This is a genomic window from Sinomonas susongensis (assembly GCF_005877005.1).
Lineage (GTDB): Bacteria > Actinomycetota > Actinomycetes > Actinomycetales > Micrococcaceae > Sinomonas > Sinomonas susongensis.
This window is the reverse complement of record NZ_SSNH01000002.1, coordinates 239,390-263,183: the sequence shown is the minus strand read 5'-3', so window position 1 is coordinate 263,183 and position 23,794 is coordinate 239,390. Positions and strand designations below refer to the sequence as shown.

Below are 23,794 nucleotides of genomic sequence, written 5' to 3'. Positions count from 1 at the left end.
GAACAGGATCCGGACCAGTAGGAAGAAGGCATTTCCCGGGCCGGCGGAGCTGTCTGGGAGAATGGGTTCTATGAGCCACACGCCGTCCTCCCATGTGCCGGGCCGTGAGCCTGCCGTGCGGTCCCTGAGCACGGACCTCGAGCGCACCGGCTTCTACCCGCAGCTTGTTGCCGACGTCGTCCACGATGCCCTCGACGGCGCATCGCCGCTAGCGCACCTCGTCCACGTGGAGACGCACTTCGAGCGTGCCGAGGTCCGGCGCCACATCACCGTCCTCGCGCTCACCGAGGATCTCCTTGTCATCACGCACGTCGACGAGGCGCCGCTCGAGGCAGACCCGCAGCGCACGACGGCCCAGGTCTCGACCGAGTCGGTCCCGCTCTCCCAGGTCAGGACGGTCGTGCTGACCTACGTCTTCACGGAGCCCGCGGCGTACCAGCCGGGGGATCCGGTGCGCGAGGTCACGCTCTCCATCGCGTGGTCGGGCGGTCAGCGCCTCGACCTCCTGCCGGCCTCGTGCGGGGACCCGAACTGTGAGGCGGACCATGGCTACACGGGCAGCATTGCGCAGGAGGACATCGTCCTGCGGATCAGCTCCGAAGCAGACGGGCCCGAGGCCGTGAACACCGCCAAGCACTTCGCGCGGCTGCTCCGGGCCGCGAACGTCGCGAGCCCCACCCGCGTGGTGCAGAGCCCCTCGGCGCCCGTACCCGCTGCCTCCCGTCCCCGGCTCGCCGGCCTCGGCGGGCGTCCGGCGCGCGGGCACGGTGGCCGCGAATGACAGGATCGCCCTTTCCGGCGGCCGTCGAATCCCTTCCTGCCGCACCCGCCTATGGGCACCGGAGCATCGCCGAAGTCCTCCCGAGCTGCGCGTCGGCCTTGGGGGCCGTGGGCTTCGAGAACCCGCTCGGGCTGCCGCATGCTCCGCGGGTGTGCGTCGTCATGGTCGACGGGCTCGGCCGTTCGCTGCTCGCCGGGCGGACCGCCCACACGCCCTTTCTCCGCGGGAAGCTGCAGGACGGCCAGGGGAGTATCCCGACGACGCTCGACGCCGCGTTCCCGAGCACGACGGCGGCCTCGCTCGCGAGCTTCGGCACTGGGCTTCCGCCGGGCCAGCACGGCATGGTCGGGTATGACGTCCTCGCACCCCACCTCGGGCGCGTGGTCAACCAGCTCAACGGGTGGGACGCCGGCGTCGATCCCGACAAGTGGCAGCCGTTCCCCACCGTGTTCGAGCGCATCCATCCCGAGATCCCGGTGGCGACCGTGAGCCTTCCGCAGTTCGAGGGATCGCCCATGACCCGTGCCGCCCTGCGCGGAGGCCGCTTCATCGGCGCCGAGACGCTGCACGCACGGACGACGGCGGCCGCGGCGACGCTCGCAGCCGCGCCGCGCATGCTCCTGTACTTCTACCTCAATGAGCTCGACAAGGCCGGCCACGTCGCCGGCTGCGGATCCCGGGCGTGGGAGGAAGCGCTCGAGGAGGTCGACGCCTGCATCCGTCGGCTCGACGCGCAGCTCCCCGCCAACACGCTCGTCCTCGTCACGGGGGACCACGGCATGGTCGACGTCGCGGAGGAGCACCGGATCGACTTCGGCGCGGATCCCGAGCTCGTCGAGGGCATCAGGTTCACGGCGGGAGAGCCGCGGATGGTCCACCTCCATCTCGAGGACCCGGCGGACGACGGCGCGCTGCGGGGTGTTGTCGAGAGGTGGCAGGAGCGCTTCGGCAAGCAGGCCTGGATCATGACCAAGGCGCAGGCGATCGCGCAGGGGCTCTTCGGCGAGGTCCGGCCCGAGGTCGAGCAGCGCATCGGGGACGTCATCGTCGCCCCGCACGGCGAACTCGCCCTGTACGACGGGCGCCGCGTCCGCGCCTCCGCCTTCACGATGGTCGGGCAGCACGGCTCGCTGACGAAGGCCGAGCGCCTCGTCCCGCTCATCGCGTTCCGAGCCTCAGGACCGGCCCAGTCCAAGCGTCGGCGCTGAGAGCGCGGCCTTCCGCGTCCGGCCCCGCACGGACCTACCTGCTTCCAGCCGTCCCGGCTAAGGTAGTTAGTACAAGTCAACTAACTCAGTTTTCCCGACACCGGCTACTCGTCGACTGGGAGGCTTCCATGAGCTCGAATGCCTTGACTGCCTACCGGGCCCGCAGGGCCGCGCACGCAGAGCGCGACCTCGCGAGCCCCCACTACAAGTGGATCGTCCTGTCCAACACGACGCTGGGCGTCCTGATGGCCACGATCAACTCCTCGATCCTGCTCATCGCCCTGCCGGACATCTTCCGCGGGATCGGCATCAACCCGCTCGAGCCAAGCAACACGAGCCTGCTGCTCTGGCTCATCATGGGCTACCTCGTGGTGACCGCGGTGCTCGTCGTCAGCTTCGGCCGGCTCGGCGACATGTACGGCCGCGTGCGGATGTACAACGCTGGCTTCGCCATCTTCACGCTCTTCTCGATCCTGCTCTCGATCACGTGGCTCCAGGGCACCGCGGCCGCCGTCTGGCTCATCGCGATGCGCATCCTCCAAGGCGTCGGGGGAGCGCTCCTCATGGCCAATTCGAGCGCGATCATCACGGACGCGTTCCCTGTCAACCAGCGCGGACTGGGTCTGGGCCTCAACCAGGTCGCCGGCATCGCGGGCTCGTTCCTCGGCCTGATCCTCGGCGGAGTCCTCGGCCCGCTCGAGTGGCACTTCGTCTTCCTCGTCTCAGTCCCCGTGGGCCTGTTCGGGACCGTCTGGGCGTCGCTACGACTGCACGAGGCGGGCACGCGCCCCCGCTCCCAGATGGACTGGTGGGGCAACCTCACGTTCGCCGTCGGCCTCATCGCGGTGCTCGTCGGCATCACGTACGGCATCCAGCCGTACGGTGACAGCCCCATGGGCTGGACCAATCCGTGGGTGCTCGTCTCGATCCTCGGGGGCGCCGCCGTCCTCGTCGTGTTCTGCGTCATCGAGCTCCGGACGCCGGACCCCATGTTCCGGCTGGAGCTCTTCCGTATCCGCGCGTTCTCGGCGGGGAACCTGGCGAGCCTCCTCTCGGGGCTCGGTCGTGGCGGCCTCATGTTCATCCTCATCATCTGGCTGCAGGGCATCTGGCTCCCACGGCACGGCTACAGCTTCGAATCGACCCCGCTCTGGGCGGGCATCTACATGCTCCCGCTGACGATCGGCTTCCTCATCGCTGGGCCGACTTCCGGCTGGCTCTCGGATCGCTTCGGGGCACGGTTCCTTGCGACGGGCGGGATGCTCGTCGCGGCCGCGAGCTTCCTCTGGCTGCTCGTCCTCCCGGTGGACTTCGACTACTGGGTCTTCGCCCTCGCGCTGCTCGCCAACGGCATCGGCATGGGACTCTTCGCCGCGCCCAACCGGGCCGGCATCATGAACAGCCTGCCTCCCGGACAGAGGGGCGTCGGCGCAGGAATGAGCACGACCTTCCAGAACTCCGCGATGGTGCTCTCGATCGGCATCTTCTTCTCGCTCATGATCGCTGGGCTGGCGGGATCCCTACCGCACACCCTGAGCGCCGGGCTCATGGCTCAGGGGGTGCCCGCAGCCGCCGCCGATCGGATCGCGGCGCTGCCGCCAGTCGGGGTGCTGTTCGCCTCGCTCCTCGGCTACAACCCGGTGCAGACGCTGCTCGGGCCGCAGGTGCTCGGGTCGCTTCCGCCGGCCAACGCCCAGTACCTGACAGGCCGAGGCTTCTTCCCGTCCCTCATCTCTGGTCCGTTTGCCTCAGGGCTCGAGGTCGCCTTCGCGTTCGCGGTCGCGGCGTGCGTCATCGCCGCCATTGCGTCCGCCCTCCGCGGGGATAGGTACGTCGACCCGGGAACGGGAGCGGTCGGGGGCGAGACAGAGACAGCATCGCAGGTCGCGGCGGCTGACCGGGCCCCGAACGCATCGGACGAGGCAGGAGCGCCCGCGCCCGAAGGCGGGAGGCGGGGATGACCGGGGGCCCCACTCGCGGCGACGCCCCGGTCGACGGCGGCACAACAGCCCGTGACGACGCCACCGACGACGCCGCGACAGCATCGCTCGCAGCGGGGCTGCGGACCGCAGTCAACCGGCTCGCGTTCTACCTGAGGCGGGATGCCGGGAAGCGAGACCTGACCCCCTCGCGGCTCGCGGCCCTCGCGGCCCTCGAGCGGGGAGGCCCTCAGCGGCCCGGCGACCTTGCGGCACGCCTCGGCATCAGCGCTGCGAGCATGTCCAGGCTCACCGAGGTCCTCGAAACCGGGGGGTGGGTCAGGAGGACCCCCGACGCAGCCGACCGCAGAGCCTTCCTCCTGGCCCTGACCGATGCGGGGACGGTGACGATCAACGACGTCCGCCGCGAGGGGACGAGCCAGCTCGCCGCCGACGTCGCACTGCTGTCGCCGCAGGAACGGGCCGCGCTCGCTGCGGCGCTCCCCGTCCTCACGCGCCTCGCCGACCGCCATCTCGACGGTCTTCCCCGGACGCCCCTTGCTGTCGAAGCGGGAGTGGAAGCCTGAGCTAGTCGCTCTTCGTGCCGAACACGATTTCGTCCCAGCTCGGGATGGAGGACCGCTTCGTGCGCGACGCGCGGCGGGCCGGCTCCGGGATGGTCTCCGTCTCGCCCGCCGGGGCTTCCGGGCCCTTCGCTGACTTGGTGTTGGCTGACTCGGTGTTCGAGGATTCAGTCCTCGCGCGGTCGCCGCTCGTGGCCTCGTCGTGCGGGGCCTCGCTGGGTCGGTCCTCGCTGGGTCGGTCTTCGCCCGGCCGGTCTTGGACGGGCCGGACTTCGCCGTGCTCGCGGTGCCCGTCCTCGGCGTCGTCGGTTGCCGGCGGGGGAGCGACTGCGGGCACGGGCGCGGGGACGATCGTGACCTCATGCGTGGAGGCGCTCAGCCCCGGCGCCAGGCGCAGGTGCTGATCCGTCTGCGGTCGGGCAGGGTCCTCGTCCCGCAGGGGCTGGAAGAACGGGGCCACGGTGTCGCGGACGGGCTCGAGCCGGCGTGGCCGCTGCTCGTTGTCCCGCTCGTCACCGCGGCCCCGGCGGTCTCGCTGGCCGCGGTCGCCGACGCCTCGGTCGGCTGGGGAACGCTCCGGCTGGCTGCGCTCGTTCGACTCACCGGGCCGTGGATGCGCCGCCGGAATCCCTTGGGTGAGCAGGAGTGCGAGGGCGTCTTCGGCGTCCTCGTCGAGCCCGAGGCGCTGGCCGCGGCGGGCGCGGAGCATATCGAGGAGGTCGGCCTCGGCGTCGCGTGGCTCGGGAACCGGCGATTCAGGGCGTGGGGACTCGGGAAGGGGAGCCTCGGGTGCTTCGACGTCGAAGGGCCGGTCGACGACGGAGAGCCGCCGGGGCGACGTGGGCCCGTCGAGCGGCTCGAGTTCGCTCAGCTGCTGAGCCCAGCGGTTCGCGTTGGCGACCGTGCGGCGCGCGGGATTGAAGGTCCACATCGCCGGTGGCTCCTCGCCGATTGCTGCCGGCGCGCCCTCGGGCAGCGTGAAGCGGGCGACGACAGTCCACAGGCCGTCGCGCCGACGCCAGGAATCCCACTCGACTGAGGACGGGTTAACGCCGTGGACGCCCAGGCGATGAGAGACGACGTCGCCGAGCCGGGCGGGGCCGTTGCCGAATTCTGCCGCGAACGCGGAGTGAGCGGGGGGCTGCGGGCCTACCTCGGTGCTCTGGGCGAGTATCGAGATGTGCTCCCGCTCAGCGAGCACCGGGCTCTCGTACCGGCGGATGCGGTCGATCGGGATGCCAGAGGACTCGGAGATGCTCTCCGCCGTCGCGCCGGCGCGGATCTCGGCCTGGATCTGGCGGGGCGAGAGGTTGGTGTCGCCGGGGGGTGCGGGTCGCTGCGGGGCTGGCCTCGCGACGGCACGACGCAGCGCCTCGTCGACGCGGAGGCGGAAGAGCTCGCCCGAGGCAGCGCTCAGCAGAAGGTGCTGACCGTCGTCGTGAACGCCGACGAGGCGAAGTTCCTGCAGATTGTCCTGCGGTTGCTCCCGCATTGAAGCCTCCAGCCTTGCCTAGTCTTGACCGAAACTCTGCCATTGTCCGGGCCGGATTTCAGCCTCATCGCTCGGTGTGCCGCTACTTCTGCGGCCACAATCTCACGCCGAGTGGCGAAACTGGCGGCGATCGGGAACAATCTCCCCGTCACTGGGCACAAAATGGGGGCCGAGTGCGTTAGAGAGTGGACTACGTGGAGTGGCCACGTGACTGATGCGAGTAACCGGAGCGTGAACGAATAACTATGGCGACCGACTACGATGCGCCGCGCAAGAATGAAGAAGAGCTCAACGAGGACTCAATCGAAGAGCTGAAGACGCGACGCACGGACAAGCAGTCCGCCTCGGTGGACGAAGATGAGGCCGAGGCCGCGGACAGCTACGAGCTGCCCGGCGCGGATCTCTCCGGCGAGGAGCTGCTCGTGCGCGTCCTGCCTGCTCAGGCGGACGAATTCACGTGTGCGTCCTGCTTCTTGGTGCGCCACCGGTCCCAGATCGCCCGTGAGAAGAACGGGCTCTACTACTGCAAGGAGTGCGAGGGCTGAGCCCAGCACGGAACGGAAACGCGTGAGGGGCCGAGCATGCTCGGCCCCTCACGCGTTTCCTTTTGCCTCTTTCCGGGGCGCTCAGCCCCGGGGGGCCAGCGCTTCGACGAGCTTCGCGGGGCGCCGGGTCGAGACGAGCCAGTAGGGGGTCGGGTCCTCGGGGTCGTCGAGCTCGACCCGCACCACGGGGGAGATCCAGCCGCGCATGCAGAGGTAGGCGCGGCCGTTGAGGCGCGTCCCCCGCTCGGCGGTGGCCTCATCGCCCAGGAAGGCCTCAGCCGAGGCGACGAACTCGCGGGGGAGGACGGCGCGGCCCGCGCGCAGCTCGCGCGGAGTCACGACGACCGCGGGCGTCGTCGCGATGAGGATCCCGCACAGGACGAGGAACACGAGGACGGCTCCCGTGTAGCCTGCCGCAATGCTGATCGGCGCGAGCACGAGGATGCAGGCCCCCGAGATGCCGACGACGACGACCCAGACCCACCACGAGGGCCAGAGCTTTTCGCTGTAGATCGTCGCGGCGGATTCGCGCGGCAGCGGGGAAGAGGAGGGCGATTCAGGCATGGGTCCAGCTTTCCACCTCACGCGCGGAGCACCAAAGCAGGTCTGCGCTGAGCACCCGAGCCGGTCTGCGCTCAGCACGCAAGCCGGTCTGCGCGAAGCACCAAACTCAACAGATACAGTGGTGTGGTGACCGCAGCCGAGACGACTGACGACACTGACCGCACCATTCCGCAGTGGGAGCCCACCCTCGACATAGAGGTGGTCATGCTCGACGACGGGCTGCCCACCCCTTCCTATGCACATCCCGGCGACGCCGGCGCCGACCTCTGCTCACGGGTCGACTTCACTCTCGAGCCTGGGGAGCGGCGCCTGGTCCCCACCGGGGTCAGCATCGCGCTTCCGTTCGGCTACGTTGCCCTCATCCACCCGCGATCGGGCCTCGCGACGCGGCACGGCCTCACGGTCGTTAATGCTCCGGGCACTGTGGACGCGGGCTACCGGGGAGAGATCGCGGTGACGCTCCTGAACACGGACGCGCGTGAAACCCTGAGCCTGCGTCGCGGCGATAGAATTGCCCAGATGGTGATCCAGCGCGTCGAGTACGCGCGCTTCGTCCCCGTCGCCTCGCTTTCCGAGTCGGCGCGGGGGACCGGCGGCTTCGGCTCCACCGGGGGATTCTCGGCGCGTTAGCGCCTGCACGGACGCGAGGCGCGAGGGCGGCTTTGTGGACGGCTTACTGAAGGAGTTGTTGACGTGCTGTTCGGACGTGGCAAGAACGCGAAGTTGACCGCCGAGGACCCCTCGGTGCTCGGCACGCCCCCGCGAGAGGCCGAGCCCGACAAGAGCGGGTTCGGGCGCCCCGCCAAGGGCCCGTTCGATGCGAGCGAGAAGGACACCGCCGTCGGCTACGTCGACCTCGGCGCGATCCTCATCCGTCCTGTCGAGGGGCTCCAGATCCGCCTCGAAGTCGAGGAGGCCACCCGCCGAGTGGTCGCGGTGACCCTTGACCTCAACGGCTCGAGCCTGCAGCTCCAGGCCTTCGCAGCCCCGCGTTCCGCGGGACTGTGGGGCGAGATCCGGGCCCAGATTGCCGAGTCCGTGGCGAGCCAGGGCGGCACGGTCGAGGAGATCGAGGGAAGCTTCGGGCCGGAGCTCATCGCCAAGCTCCCCACCTCGACGGCTGACGGCCGTCGCGGCTACCGGGTGGCGCACTTCATGGGGGTCGACGGACCTCGCTGGTTCCTGCGCGGAGTCATGTCCGGCAACGCGGTCATGGACCCGGCCGCGGCGCAGGAGCTCGAGGAGCTGTTCCGCTCCGTCGTCGTCGACCGCGGCGAGTCACCCCTGCCGCCGAGCGAGCTCCTCCCTCTGCGTCTCCCCGTCGACCAGCCCCAGCAGGAGCAGGCCGACGCTTCCGGGCTCGTGGCGCCAGAGCGCGGCCCGGAGATCACGCATCTTGGCTGAGCGTTCCGCCCCGGCCCCGCTCGACTTCTCCCGTCTCCCCGAGCGCGGCCAGGTCGCAGGCGAGGGCACCATCCGCTCCGTGACGTTCGTGGCCCCCTCGGAGACGCCGCGCTTCACCGCAATGATCGAGGACGGCCAGGCCGAGCGGCCCGGAAGGGGCCCCGCCATCCGTCTGCTGTGGCTCGGCCGCCGTCGCATCCGGGGGATCGACGCCGGAACGCCCGTCCGCTTCTCCGGAATGCTCTCGACGGTGGATGGAGAACCCACCATCTACAACCCCCGCTACGAGATCCTCGCGAAGGAGGATTGAGATGGAATCCGAGCGCCAGCCCTCGAAGGAACCAGGAGCCGCCGAGCTCGCGGCGGCCTACGCAGCCAAAGCCGGGCTTCACCGGCACGCGGACGGGCGCATCGACGTCCTCCGCAGCGCGGGCGGAGTGCGCGGCGTGCTCGAGAGCATCGTTCCCGGCCTTGTGTTCCTCGTGGCCTTCACGGCCGTCCGCGACCTCGTGCTCTCGGCAGTCCTCTCGCTCGCCGTCGCGGCCGTGTTCGTCGTCGTGCGCCTCCTCACGCGCACGTCGCTCACCCAGGCCTTCGCCGGCATCGTGGGCATAGTGGTCTCCGCCGCCCTCGCCCTCTTCACGGGCAAGGCCGAGAACTTCTACGTCTCCGGCTTCGTGACCAACGCCGCCTACATCCTCGCGCTCGCCATCTCCGTATTCGTGAAATGGCCGCTCATGGGCGTCGTCTTCGGCTTCCTGCGCAACGAGGGCGTCCACTGGCGCGACGACCAGCAGCGGGCTCGGCAGTACCGGCTCGGCACGTGGATCATGGTCGCGGTGCTGGGACTGCGGCTCGTCGTCGAGGTGCCGCTGTACCTTCTCGGGGATGCAGGCCTCGTGGCCCTCGGGGCGATGCGCCTCATCCTCGGTGTTCCGCTCTACGCCCTCGGCATCTGGCTCGCGTGGCTCGTCACGCGTCCCGCGGCAGCCCCTTCCGAGACCGCGGCTGACGAGTAGCGCCCGTCACCCGTCGAAGAGGTCGTCCTCGCCCTCCTCGGTCGGCAGTTCCTCCGCCTCCTCGCCGTTCGCGGGCGAGAGCAGCGCACGGAGCTCGTCCTCGGCGGCGATCGTCGTGACGAAGAACAGCTCGTCCCGATGGTCGATGACGTCGTCGACGCTCGGAGTGATGGGGGACTGGTCCCGGAGGATCGCGACGAGCGTCGCATCGGCGGGCCATTCGACCTGGCCGACGGTGCGCCCGATGAGGACCGAGTTCGCGGGCACGGTGAATTCGACGAGCGAGGCGACACCGGTCTGAAGGGTCAGGAGGCGCACGACATCGCCGATCTCGACGGCCTCTTCGACCAGCGCCGTCATGAGGCGGGGGGTGTTGACGGCGACGTCGACACCCCATGAGCCGTCGAACATCCAGTCGTTCTTGGGGTTGTTGACGCGGCCGACCGTCCGGCCCACACCGAATTCGGTCTTCGCGAGCAGGGAGACGACGAGATTGACCTTGTCGTCTCCCGTTGCGGCGACGACGACGTCTGCCTCCTCGACGCGGGCCTCCTTGAGCGTCGAGATCTCGCAGGCGTCCCCCACGAGCCATTTGGCCCCGCGCAGGCCGCTGCGGCCGATGACCTCGGGCTTGGGGTCGACGAGCAGCACATCGTGCCGGTGGGCGAGGAGCTCCCGGGCGATGGACGATCCGACGCTTCCCGCGCCGGCGATGATGACCTTCACAGTCCCTCCTTGCCGGGCGCTGCCGCGAGAACGCGGGAGACCTCGTCCGAGTCCTCGAGGCTCATCATGACGTGGACCGTGTCCCCCTCCTGATAGCTCGTGCTCGCGTTCGGGAGCAGCCCTTCGCCGAACCGCGTCACATAGGCGACGCGGACGGGTACCGCCCTTTCGATGGCAGAGAGCGGCTGGCCGAGCCATTCGGGACTGAGCCCGACCTCCGTGAGCACGAGCTTCCCGGAGGCATCGCGGAAGTCGCCGGCGATGCCGGCCTCCGGCAGGATGCGGCGCAGCACCTGGTCCGCGCTCCACCGCACCGCGGCGACGGTGGGGATGCCGAGCCGCTGGTAGATCTCGGCGCGGCCCGGATCGTAGATCCGTGCAACGACGTGCGGCACGTGGAACGTCTCGCGCGCGACGCGGGTCGCGAGGATGTTGGAGTTGTCGCCGCTCGAGACGGCGGCGAAGGCGTACGCCTCTTCGATTCCCGCCTGGCGCATCGTGTCGCGGTCGAAGCCGATGCCCGTGACCTTCCGGCCGCCGAACGTGCGGCGCAGCCGGCGGAACGCGCGGTCGTCCTGATCGATGACCGCCACCGAATGGCCCGAGTCCTCGAGGGTGTGCGCGAGGGTGACGCCCACACGCCCGCAACCCATGATCACGTAATGCGCCACCCGCGCTCCTTGCTCGCTCTGGCCGGAAGAGAGCCGACCCCGCCTCCGCCGACGGGAGGCCCGACTCCCAATGTATCGAATCCGCCTGCTCCTGCGGCACCGCGGACTATGACTTGCCGCGCTCAGCGCATACCGTGTCTTCGTGCTGCAGATACTCAACGCGGTGAAACGGGTGCTGGTGGGGCGGCCGTTCCGCAACGACAGGATGAGCCACACGCTCCTGCCCAAGCGGATCGCCCTGCCGATCTTCGCCTCGGACGCCCTGTCCTCCGTCGCGTACGCTCCCGACGAGATCCTCCTCACCTTGGCGCTTGCCGGCGTCGGTGCGGTTGCGCTCTCGCCATGGGTGGGTCTTGCAGTCATGCTCGTGCTGCTCACGGTCGTGGCGTCCTACCGCCAGAACGTGCACGCCTACCCCTCCGGCGGGGGCGACTACGAGATCGCGACGACGAACCTCGGCCGCTTTGCCGGGCTGACTGTCGCGTCCGCCCTGCTCGTCGACTACGTGCTCACTGTCGCCGTCTCGATTTCCTCGGCCGCGAACTACCTCACCACCGCCGTTCCGTCCCTGCAGGGGCAGCAGGCCCTGGTCGCCGTCGTCGGCGTCCTCGTCCTCGCGCTCGTCAACCTGCGTGGCGTCAAGGAGGCTGGGACGGTCTTCGCCGCTCCGACCTACATCTTCATGCTGTCGATCATCGGCATGACGCTCGTCGGCCTCTTCCAGTTCCTCACGGGGACCCTCCGGCCGGCCGTGAGTGCCGGATTCCACGTCGTTCCCTCCGCCGAGTTCAGCCAGGGCCTCGTCGGCCTCGCGGGGGGCTTCCTCCTGCTCCGGGCGTTCTCCTCGGGGGCGGCGGCGCTCACCGGCGTCGAGGCAATCAGCAATGGGGTCCCCAACTTCAGGCCGCCCAAGAGCGCGAACGCCGCCCGCACGCTCCTCCTCCTCGGCGTCGTGGCCGCCGCCATGCTGGCCGGCATCCTCTTCCTCGCGAACGCGACCCAAGTCCACCTCGCGCAGGACCCGACCACCGGGCTCACCCTCAACGGGCAGCCGCTGCCGTCCGACTACGTGCAGACGCCGGTCATCGGGCAGATCGCCGACGCAGTGTTCGGCAATGGGAGCATCGCGTTCTACGTCGTGGTCGCGGCGACGGGCGTCATCCTCGTGTTCGCCTCGAACACGGCCTTCAACGGCTTCCCGATCCTCGCGTCGATCCTCGCCCAGGACGGCTATCTCCCACGCCAGCTGCGCACGCGCGGCGACCGGCTCGCCTTCAGCAACGGCGTGATCCTGCTGGCCGCGGGCGCGCTCATCCTCATTGTCTCGTTCAACGCGGACGTCACGAAGCTCATCCAGCTCTATATCGTCGGCGTCTTCGTATCGTTCACCGCGAGCCAGTTCGGAATGATCCGCCACTGGACGCGTGAGCTCCAGCGCGTGAAGGACCACACCGTGCGGCAGCGCATGCGGCGTTCGCGCGTCGTCAACTCGATCGGCTTCGGCATGACGGCGACGGTCCTCGTCATCGTGCTGATCACAAAGTTCGAGCACCGCGCGTGGATCGCGATCCTGGCGATGATCGTCCTGTTCCTCGTCATGTGGAGCATCCACGCCCACTACGACAGGGTGGCCCGAGAGCTCGCAGTCGACGACGACGCGTCCGCGCGGGCACTGCCGAGCCGCGTCCACGCCGTCCTGCTCGTCTCGCACGTGCGGAAGCCCGTACTGCGCGCCCTCGCCTACGCCCGGGCGTCGCGGCCCTCGCGGCTCGACGCCGTGACCGTGGACATCAGCCCCGAGGAGACCGCCCAGACCGTCGCGGACTGGGAGAAGCTCGACATTCCTGTGCCGCTCACCGTGCTCGCGAGCCCGTACCGCGAGACTGTGACCCCGCTGCTCGAATACATCGAGAGCATGCGGCGCGAGTCGCCGCGGGACCTCATCGTCGTCTACATTCCGGAATACGTCGTGGGGAAGTGGTGGGAGCAGCTCGTGCACAATCAGACCGCACTGCGCATCAAGGCGCGGCTGCACTTCGAACCGGGTGTCATGGTGGCGAGCGTCCCATGGCAGCTCAAATCCTCCGAGGCGGCGCGGAGGCTGCAGGAACTGTGAACGACGTCGAACTGCGCCTCGGCCCGGTCGCGCACGGCGGCCACACAGTAGCGCGGCACGAGGGACGGGTCGTCTTCGTGCGCCACGGGCTCCCCGGGGAGCTCGTCCGCGTCCGCCTCACCGACACGGAGCCCGAGCGGAGGTTCTGGCGCGGGGACGTCGTCGAGGTCCTCGAGGGCTCGCCCGAGCGGCGCCCCCACGTATGGGCGCCTGCCGATTCGCTCGAGGCCTACGCGTCCGGGAGCCTCCCCGTCGGTGGCGCGGAGTTCGGCCACATCGCCCTCGCGGAGCAGCGGAGGCTCAAGGGCGTCGTCATCCGCGAGCAGCTGGCCCGTCTCGCGCACCTCGACCTCGAGGTCGACGTCGAGGCGGTGGGCCCGGAGGGCGGGTCGCCGGGCGCCGATGGGCTGCACTGGCGAACCCGCTGCAGCTTCGCGGTCGACGACGACGGCCGGCTGGCCATGCATGCCCACCGGTCCGAGACGGTGATTCCCGTCCGCGACATGCCCCTCGCCGTCGAGGAGATCGAGCGCCTTGGCCTGTGGGATGCGGATCTCTCGGGTGTCGAGCGGGTCGAGGTCGCGGCGCCGGCATCCGGAGACACACCGCTCGTCATCTTCACGCTGGCCGAGGACTTGGGGTCCGCAAGGCTCAGCGCACTCGCCGGGGCCGTGGCGACAGACGCGTCGGTGAGCGTCATCTCGCCGCGAGGCGGGGCCCCGCTCACCCTCCGCGGCCGGGGCTCGGTCTCCGAGCAGGCCGGCGGCCATCACTACACGGTCACAGGCGAGGGCTTCTGGCAGATCCACCACAGGGCCCCGGAGACGCTCATGGCCGCGGTGCTCGATGCGGTAGGACCTGAAATCGACGAGGGAGCTTCGGTCGCCGACCTCTACGCCGGTGCGGGACTGTTCACGGCGCCGCTTGCGGCCCGTGTCGGGCCGTCGGGTTCGGTGCTCTCCGTCGAGGGATCGCCCGGGACGAGCCGCGACGCGCGCCGCACGTTCAAACGGCAGGCGCAGGTCGACGTCGTCCAGGGGCGCGTCGAGCGGGTGCTGCGGCAGCGCGCCGGGGAACGGCTCGACGCGGTCGTCCTGGATCCGCCCCGCGCGGGGGCGGGACGCGAGGTGGTCCGGCAGCTCGTTGCGGCGGCCCCCCGCGCCGTCGCCTACGTCGCGTGCGACCCCGCATCCTTCGCACGCGACCTTGGCTGGTTCCTCGAGGCGGGCTGGAGCCTGGAGTGGCTGCGGGCGCTGGATCTGTACCCGCAGACGCACCACGTAGAGACGGTGGCACTGCTGAAGCCCGGCTCGTAGGGCAGCGGGACCAGGGTGGGGGAGAGTGCGGACAGTGGCACTGCTGAAGCCCGGCTCGTAGGGCAGCGGGACCAGGGTGGGGGAGACATCTCTTGCCCATCGCTCCCGCACGGGCCCCGAACTAGGATGGCCTTGGCGCTGAAAGCCCGTCCGCGTCGGACGCAAGCTAGCTAAGGCTTGCCTAACTAGCAACGGTCACTGTGCGCGGCAAAGATGGCAGTGTTGCGAGAGGAGTGGTGCATTGAGCACTGTGGACAGCTTCGGATCCAAGGGCGTACTGAACGTCAATGGCACTGATTACGAAATTTTCCGGCTGAGCGCCGTCGAGGGCTCGGAGTCCCTCCCGTTCAGCCTCAAGGTTCTGCTCGAGAACCTTCTCCGCACCGAGGACGGAGCCAACATCACCGCGGACCACGTCCGCGCCCTGGCCGGGTGGGACCAGAACTCCCAGCCCAGCACGGAGATCCAGTTCACCCCCGCGCGCGTGATCATGCAGGACTTCACGGGCGTGCCGTGCGTCGTCGACCTCGCCACGATGCGCGAGGCGGTCAAGGATCTGGGCGGCGACCCGGAGCGCGTCAACCCGCTCGCTCCGGCCGAGCTCGTCATCGACCACTCCGTCCAGATCGACGTCTTCGGCAACGCGGGCGCGATCGAGCGGAACATGGAGATCGAGTACCAGCGCAACGGCGAGCGGTACCAGTTCCTCCGCTGGGGCCAGACCGCGTTCGAGGACTTCAAGGTCGTCCCGCCGGGCATGGGCATCGTGCACCAGGTCAACATCGAGTACCTCGCGCGCACCATCATGACGCGCGAGGTCGACACGCCCGAGGGCAAGGTCCTCCGCGCGTACCCCGACACCTTGGTCGGCACGGACTCGCACACCACGATGGTCAACGGCCTCGGTGTCCTCGGCTGGGGCGTCGGCGGCATCGAGGCCGAGGCGGCCATGCTCGGCCAGCCCGTTTCGATGCTCATCCCGCGCGTCGTCGGCTTCAAGCTCTCGGGCTCCATCCCTGCGGGCGCGACCGCGACCGACGTCGTGCTCACGATCACCGAAATGCTCCGGAAGCATGGCGTCGTCGGCAAGTTCGTCGAGTTCTACGGCGACGGCGTGGCCGAGGTTCCCCTCGCAAACCGCGCGACGATCGGCAACATGAGCCCCGAGTTCGGCTCGACCGCTGCCATCTTCCCCATCGACCAGGTGACGCTCGACTACCTGCGCCTCACGGGCCGGCCGGACGAGAACATCGCTCTCGTCGAGGCATACGCGAAGGAGCAGGGCCTCTGGCACGACGCGAGCCGCGAGCCTCGCTTCTCCGAGTACCTCGAGCTCGACCTCTCGACGGTGGTTCCGTCGATCTCCGGGCCGAAGCGGCCCCAGGACCGCATCGAGCTCACGGAGTCGAAGGAGCAGTTCCGCAAGGACCTGCACAACTACGTCGACGTCCGGAACGGCCATCCCGCTGCAGGCACGGTCGACGAGACGATCGACGAGTCGTTCCCGGCGTCGGACTCCCCGTCGACGACGCAGGCCGACAGCCACGCCCAGGACACCGCGCGTCTCGCCAACCCGGTGGAGTCGGCAGCGAGCGGCGCCTTCGGCCGCCCCTCGCAGCCCGTCCACGTGAAGATGGCGGACGGCCGCGAGTTCGAGCTCGACCACGGCGCCGTCACGATCTCCTCGATCACGTCCTGCACCAACACCTCGAACCCCTCGGTCATGCTGGCCGCGGCAATCCTCGCGCGGAACGCCGTCGAGAAGGGCCTCTCGTCCAAGCCGTGGGTGAAGACCTCCCTGGCCCCGGGCTCGAAGGTCGTCACCGACTACTACGAGAAGTCAGGGCTCGTTCCCTACCTCGAGAAGCTCGGCTTCTTCACGGTCGGCTACGGCTGCACCACGTGCATCGGCAACTCGGGTCCGCTCGAGCCGGAGATCTCCGAGGCGATCCAGGCCAACGACCTCTCGGTCACGTCGGTCCTCTCGGGCAACCGCAACTTCGAGGGCCGCATCAACCCCGACGTGAAGATGAACTACCTCGCGTCCCCGCCGCTCGTCATCGCCTACGCCCTCGCCGGCACGATGGACTTCGACTTCGAGGCGGAGCCCCTCGGCCAGGACGAGGACGGCAATGACGTGTTCCTCAAGGACATCTGGCCGAACCCGACCGAGGTCCAGCAGGTCATGGATGCCTCGATCGACCAGGACATGTTCACGAAGTCCTACGCGACGATCTTCGACGGCGACGAGCGGTGGCGTTCGCTGCCGACGCCGACCGGATCGACGTTCGAGTGGAGCGACGACTCGACGTACGTGCGGAAGCCCCCGTACTTCGAGGGCATGAAGGCGCAGCCGGAACCCGTCTCCGACATCGAGGGCGCCCGCGTGCTCCTCAAGCTCGGCGACTCCGTCACGACCGACCACATCTCCCCGGCCGGCTCGTTCAAGTCGGACACCCCGGCCGGCCAGTACCTCCTCGCGCACGGCGTGGACCGCAAGGACTTCAACTCCTACGGCTCGCGTCGCGGCAACCACGAGGTCATGATCCGCGGCACCTTCGCGAACATCCGCATCAAGAACCAGCTCCTCGACGGTGTCGAGGGCGGCTTCACGAAGGACTTCACGCAGGAAGGCGCCCCGCAGGCCTACGTGTACGACGCGGCGATGAACTACCAGGAGGCGGGCACCCCGCTCGTCGTCCTCGCGGGCAAGGAGTACGGTTCCGGCTCCTCGCGCGACTGGGCGGCCAAGGGCACCGCGCTCCTCGGAGTCAAGGCCGTCATCGCCGAGAGCTACGAGCGCATCCACCGCTCGAACCTCATCGGCATGGGCGTCCTGCCGCTGCAGTTCCCCGAGGGCGAGTCCGCCGAGACGATCGGTCTCACGGGCAACGAGGTGTTCTCGATCGAGGGCATCACGCAGCTCAACGAGGGTTCCACCCCGCGGACGGTCAAGGTCACCGCGGCGACGGAAGGCGGCGGCACGAAGTCCTTCGACGCCGTCGTGCGCATCGACACGCCCGGCGAGGCCGACTACTACCGCAACGGCGGGATCCTGCAGTACGTGCTGCGCCAGATCTCCGCGAAGTGATGCGCAGCGCGCATCGCTGACGAGGCTGTTGCCTCCCTACGTCCGAGGGCTTCCACCGCGGTGGGGGCCCTCGGCCGTTTCGGCTGGACCCGGGCGCCCCTCACCGAAGGGGCTACAGTGGGTTGAGCAGATTTCGAGCAAGGAGAAGCCCTTGGGCATTCTGGAGAGCATCCGCGGACCGAAGGACCTCGACCGCCTCACCTCCCAGGAACTGACGGATTTGGCCGACGAGATCCGTCGCTTCCTCATCCGCAACGTCGCGCAGACCGGAGGCCATCTGGGCCCGAACCTCGGCGTCGTCGAACTCACCCTCGCGATCCACAGGGTCTTCGATTCGCCGAGAGACAGCATCATCTTCGACACGGGCCACCAGTCCTACGTCCACAAGCTCATCACCGGCCGGCAGGACTTCTCCTCCCTCCGGCAGCAGGGGGGCCTCTCGGGCTACCCCTCCCGTGCCGAGAGCGAACACGACATCGTCGAGTCCTCGCACGCGTCGTCGTCCCTCTCGTGGGCGGACGGCATCTCCAAGGCCCACAAGCTGACCGGCCAAGGCGACCGCCACACCGTCGTCGTCATAGGCGACGGGGCACTCACGGGAGGCATGGCCTGGGAGGCGCTCAACAACATCGCGGCCGATAAGGACCGCCGGATTGTGATCGTCGTCAACGACAACGGCCGCTCGTACGCCCCGACGGTCGGCGGCTTCGCCGACTACCTCGCGTCCCTCCGTCCCGCGATCGACGCCGTGCGCGTAGCGCCCGCCTACGAGGGCACGCTCGCGTTCTGGAAGAAGCGCCTCCAAGAGGGCGGACCTGTGGGCCGGTTCACCTACAAGGGCCTTCACGCCGCAAAGAAGGGCGTCAAGGACTGGTGGGCACCGCAGGGCATGTTCGAGGACCTGGGCCTCAAGTACCTCGGACCTGTCGACGGGCACGATGAACGGGCCATCGAGAACGCCCTCACCGCCGCGAAGCACTTCGCCGGACCCGTGATCGTGCACGCGATGACCGAGAAGGGCCGTGGCTATGCCCCGGCGCGTGCGAACGAGGCGGACCAGTTCCACGCCGTCGGCATCATCGACCCCCTTACGGGCGAACCCCTGACCGTGGGGGGCCCCGCGTCCTGGACGAGCGTCTTCGCCGACGAGATCGCTGCGATCGCCGACGAGCGGCCGGACGTCGTCGGGATCACCGGCGCCATGCTCATCCCTGTGGGCCTGCACAAGTTCGCCGCCCGCCACCCCGATCGCGTCTTCGACGTCGGCATCGCCGAGCAGCACGCCATGACGAGCGCGGCAGGCATGGCCTTCGGTGGTCTCCACCCCGTCGTGGCCGTCTACTCGACGTTCCTCAACCGCGCATACGACCAGCTCCTCATGGACGTGGCCCTGCACAAAGCCGGAGTCACGATCGTGCTCGACCGAGCGGGCGTGACGGGACCCGACGGCGCGAGCCATCACGGCCAGTGGGACATGGCCCTCGTGCAGAGTGTTCCCGGCCTGCATCTTGCGGCCCCGCGTGACGCCACGAGGCTCCGCGAGGAGCTGCGGGAAGCCGTCGCCGTCTCGGACGCGCCAACCGTCGTGAGGTTCTCGAAGGGGAGTGTCGGTCCGGAGACGGAGGCCCTCGAGCGCCTCGCCGACGGCGTCGACGTGCTGCGCCGCACCGGAACCGAGGCAGGCAAGGGCGGGGACGTGCTCCTCGTCGCCGTCGGAGCGATGAGCGATCTCGCGTTGGACGTCGCCGAGCGGCTCGACCGCCAGGGCATCAGCTCCACGGTGGTGGACCCGCGGTGGGTCCTGCCCGTTCCGAAGAGCGTCCTCCGGCTGGCCGCCGAACACCGGATCGTCGTGTGCCTTGAGGACGGCGTCCGTGCGGGCGGGGTGGGTTCGCGGATCCGGCAGGAGATGAGGGCGGTCGGCGTCGACACCGCGCTCAACGAGGTCGGGCTCCCCGCCGAGTTCCTCGACCACGGGACGCGATCCGAGGTCCTCGCCAGAGTGGGCCTCACCGCGCAGCAGATCACGCACGACGTCGTCGCCCAGGTGCTCGGCATGAAGGTCCCCTTCGCCCGTCCCCTCCCCGGGCAGACGGCGCCGCGAACCGGGAGCCTCCCGCAGCTGTGACCCAAGGTTCCGCCATCCCCTTCGCCGGCCACAGCCCTGCTGACTTTCCGCGCCCGGGCGATCTCGTCGTCGCGCGGAACCGCAAGTGGGACGGCGGAGCGCACTGGGTCGTGCCCGGGATCCACCTTGGCGAGGACGAGCACGGCTGGTGGACGTACCAGGGGCGGGGCGAGTTCATCTCGCGGCCCGGCATGGCGCTCTACACGCTCACCGACGCCGTGCTGCTCGTGCCCCGCGAGGGCAACTATGCGGCGACGTTCTACGACGACGCGAATCCCGGCGAGTTCCGCGTCTACGTGGACCTCGCGTGGGACCTCTCGTGGCGGCGGATCCGGGAAGAACCCGACGGGACGGTCGAGTTCCACATGATCGACATGGACCTCGACGTGATCCGTGCGGCCGGCCGCGGCGTGTTCGTCGACGACGAGGACGAATTCGAAGAGCACAGCGCGAGCATGGCATATCCCGATGAGCTTGTACGGGCTGTGAAGGCCGAATGCGAGCGCATTCTCGGTCTTGTACGTGAGGGGACTGGCCCGTTCGACGGCATCGCCGATGCGTGGCTCGCCCAAGGAAGGAAGGACTTCACATGAGTTTTCTGCGCCTCTACCGCAAACAGGACGACGGCACCCTCCAATTCCGCGAGGCCTGGCACGACGAGGACACCGCGCAGTTCGTCGTCAACCGCGGGATCGTCGGGCACGTCTCGACCACAAAGGAGACGGACAACGTCGACGCCGACGCGGCCGAGAGTCTGCTCGCCGCCTTCGCGTCCCAGTGCGAGGACGATGGATTCGCCGAGATCCCCGAGGCGGAGCAGGACCGCGTCGCGGCCCAGTTCGCGCTCAAGAGCCAGACCGGGACCGAACGGGACCGCTTCCTCGAGCGCCAGGCCGTGCGCGCGCTCACGGCACACCTCGCGTGGCGGGGCCTCGGGACGGTCGAGGAGAGCGCCATCGGTGCCGGGCGCCTTACGATCCTCATGCGCACGGTCGATTCCTCCAAGGCCGTCGCTGCCGTCAAGACGTGCCTGCGCGAGAACACGAGCGACTTCACGAAGCTCTCAATTGCCGTCGCCAAGGCGGATGCGCCCGAGGACTTCAGGCTCAAGCACGGCCCCGCCGGGATCCACAGCTTCTCGCTCTGAGCGCAAGGGAGGCCGGAGGCGGGCTGCCAGCTGCGCCGCCGGGCGCGAGTAGGCTGGCGCTATGACTGACTATCGCCGTCTGGGCCGTTCTGGCCTGACCGTGTCCACCGTTGGCCTGGGGTGCAACAACCTGGGCCGCGCCAACACCCCGACCGAGACACAGGAGGGCACCGACGCCGTCGTCCACGCGGCCATCGACGCCGGGATCACCCTGTTCGATGTGGCGGACGTGTACGGCAAGACGCCGGGGCTGAGCGAGGAGATGCTCGGCCGTGCCCTCAAGGGGCGGCGCGACGACGTCGTGGTCGCCACGAAGTTCGGCATGGACATGCACGGCGCGAACGGCCGGGACTTCGGTGCACGCGGCTCGCGCCGCTACATCAAGCAGGCCGTCGAGGCGTCGCTGCGCCGGCTGGACACGGACTGGATCGACCTCTACCAGTTCCACACCCCGGACCCCGAGACGCCGATCGAGGAGACGCTCTCGGCGCTCGACGACCTCATCCATGAGGGCAAGGTCCGCTACATCGGGCACTCGAACCGGGCCGGCTGGCAGGTTGCCGAGGCGGAGTTCGCGGCGCGGATCGGCGGCTACACGCCGTTCGTCTCGAGCCAGAACCACTACAACCTCCTGGACCGCCGCGCCGAGCTCGAGGTGACCCAGGCAGCCGAGGCGTACGGCCTCGGGGTCCTGCCGTACTTCCCGCTCGCGAACGGGCTGCTCACGGGCAAGTACTCGCGCGGCGTCGCACCCGAGGGCTCCCGGCTCTCGCATACGCGCAGGAACCTTGTGCACGACGCCGACTGGGACCAGCTCGACCGCTTCTCCGCCTTCGCGGAGGAGCGAGGCCTGACCGAGCTCCAGGTCGCATTCTCGTGGCTCGCGGCGCAGCCGTCGGTCGCGAGCGTCATCGCGGGCGCGACGAAGCCCGAGCAGATCCGTGAGAATGCCGAGGCCGCTTCCTGGCAGCCGAGCGCCGAGGACCTCGCCGAGCTCGACGAGATCTTCCCGCGCACACCGAAGGTCGCCCTCTTCTAGGCGCGGCGTGCACGAGAGTTCCCGTCCCGTAGCGCACGAGGCGCGACGAGAGCCCGTGTCCGTCCTCATGGACTGCGACACGGGCATCGACGACGCCCTCGCGCTCGTCTACCTCTGCAGCCAGCCGCACGTCGAGCTCGTTGCCGTCACGAGCACGCCGGGGAACGTCGATGCAGAGCAGGTGGCGCGAAACAACCTCGCACTCCTCGAGCTGTGCGGGCGCCCGGACGTGCCGGTTGCGATCGGGGCGAGGGGTCCTCTGGGCATCCCGCTCGTGACCACCCCCGAGACCCACGGGCCGCAGGGGATCGGCTACGCCGAGCTCCCGGCGCCCGGTCAGCATCCGGACAGGCGGGACGCCGTCGAGCTCTGGGTCGAGGCAGCGCGCGCACGCCCGGGGGAGCTCACCGCGCTCCTGACGGCGCCGCTGACGAACTTCGCCCTCGCCCTCCGCGCCGAGCCCCGGCTGCCGGAGCTGCTGCGCGGCGTCGTCATCATGGGAGGCTCCTACTACTACCAGGGCAACACGACGCCCACCGCCGAGTGGAACACGCACGTCGATCCCCACGCGGCGGCGGAGGTGTTCCGGGCCTTCGCCGGCCAGCCCGCGGAACGGCTGCCGATCGTGTGCGCCCTCGAGACGACTGAGCGCATAGAGCTGCGGCCGGAGCACGTCGCGGCCCTCGCCCGCGCCGCCGGGTGCGTGGAGCCCGAATTGGTCGACCCGGAACACGAGCGGGGGCTGCGCAGCCGTGCATCGAACCCGCTCGTCCGCCACCTGAGCGACATGCTCCGGTTCTACTTCGAGTTCCACCGGGACTACGACCAGGGCTACGTGGCCCACGTCCACGACTACTTCGCCGCGAGCGTCGCCGCGGGCACGGCCGCGTACTCGACCCGGACCGCCACCGTCCACGTCGAGACGACCGCGCCACGGCTCCTCGGCACGACCATCGCCGACTATCGCGGCCTGTGGGGCGAACCGCCCAACGCTCGGATCGTGTGGAGCAATCGGCCGGAGGAAGCGTTCGACGAGCTCGTGCGGTCGGTCGGGGCGCTCGCGCGGCAGATCGGTAGCCGCCCCGCCTGAAGGCTTTGCAGCGCGCTGGGCTAGACTTCTGACCGTTCCCGTGCAAGCGGGGCCGCCGAGGTGACATAGGCGAATCCATCATTCAGCAACCCACAACCGAAGGACCGCGCCCTCATGTCGCATTCCCTGACGGTCGAGGCGCCCCGCCGCTCGCCCCTGAGGACCACGCTCACCGCTCTCGGTGCCGTGGCCGTCGTGGCGACCTACGCCTTCCTCATCGTCTCCCAGCCCGCTGATGTCGCGAACGGGCCGACGGCCGCCAGCGCCCTCGTAGCGCTCACCGGCTTCGGCATCGCGATGGTGCTCCTCTTTGCGGGCATCCTCCCCACGCTCCCGACGACGACGCTCGCCCTCATCCCGGTCGCACTCGTGCTCAACATCGTCCTCGGCCAGTTCGTCGGCAGCACTCTCGTTCCTATCTACCTCGATTCGATCGGGACAGTGCTCGTGGGCTTCCTCGCGGGGTCCGCGGCGGGGGCCGCGACGGGGCTGCTGAGCACTCTCGTCTGGTCGTTCTTCAATCCGACCGTGCTTCCGTTCGCGGCCGGCGCTGCGGCGATCGGCGCACTGGCCGGCCTCGCGGCGCGGTTCGGCGTCGTCCGCCGGTTCTACCTTGTCCCCATTGCGGGGGTCGTCACGGGCTTCGTCGCGGCGGCCATCTCGGCGCCCATCGCGGTCATCGTCTTCGGCGGCACAGCCACAGGCGCCACGGGGGCCGTCATCGCACTCTTCCGAGCGGCGGGCCAGAACCTCGTCCAATCGGTCACGACGGGCGCTTTCACGTCCGACCTCCCGGACAAGCTCGTGACGTTCTCCGTCGCGGCCGCTCTCGCGTACGCCCTGCCGCGCCGCAGCACGCAGCGGTTCGAATTCGTCCGCCGTCATCGCGTGCTCGCCGGACCGAAGCAGGCTGCTGCCGGACGTCCGGACGGCGAGGCCGCGCCGGCTGCATGA

22 protein-coding genes are annotated in these 23,794 nt (G+C 69.5%); 18 read left to right on the top strand and 4 right to left on the bottom strand.

Going from position 1 to position 23,794, the window contains the following annotated elements; genetic code table 11:
- Nucleotides 1-61: 61 nt before the first annotated feature.
- The 4 genes from E6A21_RS04405 to E6A21_RS04390 all read left to right on the top strand — a co-directional run bounded on the left by E6A21_RS04405 (nucleotide 62) and on the right by E6A21_RS04390 (nucleotide 4,495).
- Nucleotides 62-781 (top strand): DUF5998 family protein, encoded by a 720-nt coding sequence (locus E6A21_RS04405; protein WP_138442907.1) that lies wholly within the window; start codon nucleotides 62-64, stop codon nucleotides 779-781.
- Nucleotides 778-1,989 (top strand): alkaline phosphatase family protein, encoded by a 1,212-nt coding sequence (locus E6A21_RS04400; RefSeq protein WP_138442906.1) that lies wholly within the window; start codon nucleotides 778-780, stop codon nucleotides 1,987-1,989. The genes E6A21_RS04405 and E6A21_RS04400 overlap by 4 nt, the downstream gene beginning before the upstream one ends.
- Nucleotides 1,990-2,117: 128 nt before the next feature.
- Nucleotides 2,118-3,950: an MFS transporter gene (locus tag E6A21_RS04395; protein WP_138442905.1), complete on the top strand. Its 1,833-nt coding sequence runs from the start codon at nucleotides 2,118-2,120 to the stop codon at nucleotides 3,948-3,950.
- Nucleotides 3,947-4,495: a MarR family winged helix-turn-helix transcriptional regulator gene (locus E6A21_RS04390; protein WP_138442904.1), complete on the top strand. Its 549-nt coding sequence runs from the start codon at nucleotides 3,947-3,949 to the stop codon at nucleotides 4,493-4,495. The genes E6A21_RS04395 and E6A21_RS04390 overlap by 4 nt, the downstream gene beginning before the upstream one ends.
- A 1-nt stretch (nucleotide 4,496) precedes the next feature.
- On the opposite strand, the gene sepH is transcribed toward E6A21_RS04390, so the two are convergent.
- The gene (gene sepH, locus E6A21_RS04385) at nucleotides 4,497-5,984 is read right to left on the bottom strand and encodes a septation protein SepH (protein ID WP_246036193.1); all 1,488 of its coding nucleotides are present in this window, start codon (nucleotides 5,982-5,984) and stop codon (nucleotides 4,497-4,499) included.
- Nucleotides 5,985-6,229: 245 nt separating this feature from the next.
- Here sepH and E6A21_RS04380 point away from each other — a divergent pair, with 245 nt between their 5' ends.
- Nucleotides 6,230-6,529: a DUF4193 domain-containing protein gene (locus E6A21_RS04380; RefSeq protein WP_043122976.1), complete on the top strand. Its 300-nt coding sequence runs from the start codon at nucleotides 6,230-6,232 to the stop codon at nucleotides 6,527-6,529.
- An 81-nt stretch (nucleotides 6,530-6,610) separates the two neighbouring features.
- Here the strand turns inward: E6A21_RS04380 and E6A21_RS04375 are convergent, their stop codons facing one another.
- The gene (locus E6A21_RS04375; RefSeq protein ID WP_138442903.1) at nucleotides 6,611-7,093 is read right to left on the bottom strand and encodes a DUF3093 domain-containing protein; all 483 of its coding nucleotides are present in this window, start codon (nucleotides 7,091-7,093) and stop codon (nucleotides 6,611-6,613) included.
- Nucleotides 7,094-7,258: 165 nt separating this feature from the next.
- On the opposite strand from E6A21_RS04375, the gene dut reads away from it, so the two are divergent.
- The 4 genes from dut to E6A21_RS04355 all read left to right on the top strand — a co-directional run bounded on the left by dut (nucleotide 7,259) and on the right by E6A21_RS04355 (nucleotide 9,516).
- On the top strand, nucleotides 7,259-7,723 hold the full coding sequence (gene dut / locus E6A21_RS04370) for a dUTP diphosphatase (RefSeq protein WP_425471519.1): 465 nt from the start codon (nucleotides 7,259-7,261) through the stop codon (nucleotides 7,721-7,723).
- 63 nt (nucleotides 7,724-7,786) lie between these two features.
- Nucleotides 7,787-8,497 (top strand): DUF3710 domain-containing protein, encoded by a 711-nt coding sequence (locus E6A21_RS04365; protein WP_138442901.1) that lies wholly within the window; start codon nucleotides 7,787-7,789, stop codon nucleotides 8,495-8,497.
- Complete coding sequence (locus tag E6A21_RS04360; protein WP_246036191.1) at nucleotides 8,490-8,807, top strand: OB-fold nucleic acid binding domain-containing protein; 318 nt, start codon at nucleotides 8,490-8,492, stop codon at nucleotides 8,805-8,807. Before E6A21_RS04365 ends, E6A21_RS04360 begins: the two co-directional genes overlap by 8 nt.
- A gap of 1 nt (nucleotide 8,808) precedes the next feature.
- A complete protein-coding gene (locus E6A21_RS04355; RefSeq protein WP_246036190.1) occupies nucleotides 8,809-9,516 on the top strand; it encodes a DUF3159 domain-containing protein in 708 nt (235 codons plus the stop codon).
- Between the two features lie 6 nt (nucleotides 9,517-9,522).
- Here the strand turns inward: E6A21_RS04355 and E6A21_RS04350 are convergent, their stop codons facing one another.
- Together E6A21_RS04350 and E6A21_RS04345 are read right to left on the bottom strand one after the other, a co-directional pair.
- Nucleotides 9,523-10,242, bottom strand: coding sequence for a potassium channel family protein (locus tag E6A21_RS04350; protein WP_138442899.1), 720 nt, complete (start codon nucleotides 10,240-10,242; stop codon nucleotides 9,523-9,525).
- Nucleotides 10,239-10,913: a potassium channel family protein gene (locus E6A21_RS04345; protein WP_138442898.1), complete on the bottom strand. Its 675-nt coding sequence runs from the start codon at nucleotides 10,911-10,913 to the stop codon at nucleotides 10,239-10,241. Before E6A21_RS04345 ends, E6A21_RS04350 begins: the two co-directional genes overlap by 4 nt.
- A 142-nt stretch (nucleotides 10,914-11,055) precedes the next feature.
- Between E6A21_RS04345 and E6A21_RS04340 the strand changes: the two genes are divergently transcribed.
- The 9 genes from E6A21_RS04340 (at nucleotide 11,056) to E6A21_RS04300 (ending at nucleotide 23,794) form a co-directional block, all read left to right on the top strand.
- A complete protein-coding gene (locus E6A21_RS04340; protein ID WP_246036189.1) occupies nucleotides 11,056-13,029 on the top strand; it encodes an APC family permease in 1,974 nt (657 codons plus the stop codon).
- Complete coding sequence (locus E6A21_RS04335; protein ID WP_138442897.1) at nucleotides 12,981-14,345, top strand: class I SAM-dependent RNA methyltransferase; 1,365 nt, start codon at nucleotides 12,981-12,983, stop codon at nucleotides 14,343-14,345. Before E6A21_RS04340 ends, E6A21_RS04335 begins: the two co-directional genes overlap by 49 nt.
- 241 nt (nucleotides 14,346-14,586) lie before the next feature.
- Complete coding sequence (locus E6A21_RS04330) at nucleotides 14,587-17,436, top strand: aconitate hydratase (RefSeq protein WP_138442896.1); 2,850 nt, start codon at nucleotides 14,587-14,589, stop codon at nucleotides 17,434-17,436.
- Between the two features lie 151 nt (nucleotides 17,437-17,587).
- Nucleotides 17,588-19,564 carry a 1-deoxy-D-xylulose-5-phosphate synthase gene (gene dxs / locus E6A21_RS04325; RefSeq protein WP_138442895.1) on the top strand — a complete coding sequence of 659 codons (1,977 nt, stop codon included), beginning with the start codon at nucleotides 17,588-17,590 and terminating at the stop codon, nucleotides 19,562-19,564.
- A complete protein-coding gene (locus E6A21_RS04320; RefSeq protein ID WP_246036188.1) occupies nucleotides 19,561-20,157 on the top strand; it encodes a DUF402 domain-containing protein in 597 nt (198 codons plus the stop codon). The genes dxs and E6A21_RS04320 overlap by 4 nt, the downstream gene beginning before the upstream one ends.
- On the top strand, nucleotides 20,154-20,711 hold the full coding sequence (locus tag E6A21_RS04315) for a hypothetical protein (RefSeq protein WP_138442894.1): 558 nt from the start codon (nucleotides 20,154-20,156) through the stop codon (nucleotides 20,709-20,711). The genes E6A21_RS04320 and E6A21_RS04315 overlap by 4 nt, the downstream gene beginning before the upstream one ends.
- Before the next feature lie 61 nt (nucleotides 20,712-20,772).
- The gene (locus tag E6A21_RS04310) at nucleotides 20,773-21,750 is read left to right on the top strand and encodes an aldo/keto reductase (RefSeq protein ID WP_138442893.1); all 978 of its coding nucleotides are present in this window, start codon (nucleotides 20,773-20,775) and stop codon (nucleotides 21,748-21,750) included.
- Between the two features lie 67 nt (nucleotides 21,751-21,817).
- Nucleotides 21,818-22,840, top strand: a complete 1,023-nt coding sequence (locus tag E6A21_RS04305; protein WP_138443101.1) for a nucleoside hydrolase — start codon at nucleotides 21,818-21,820, stop codon at nucleotides 22,838-22,840.
- A gap of 114 nt (nucleotides 22,841-22,954) precedes the next feature.
- Nucleotides 22,955-23,794 carry an ECF transporter S component gene (locus E6A21_RS04300; RefSeq protein ID WP_138442892.1) on the top strand — a complete coding sequence of 280 codons (840 nt, stop codon included), beginning with the start codon at nucleotides 22,955-22,957 and terminating at the stop codon, nucleotides 23,792-23,794.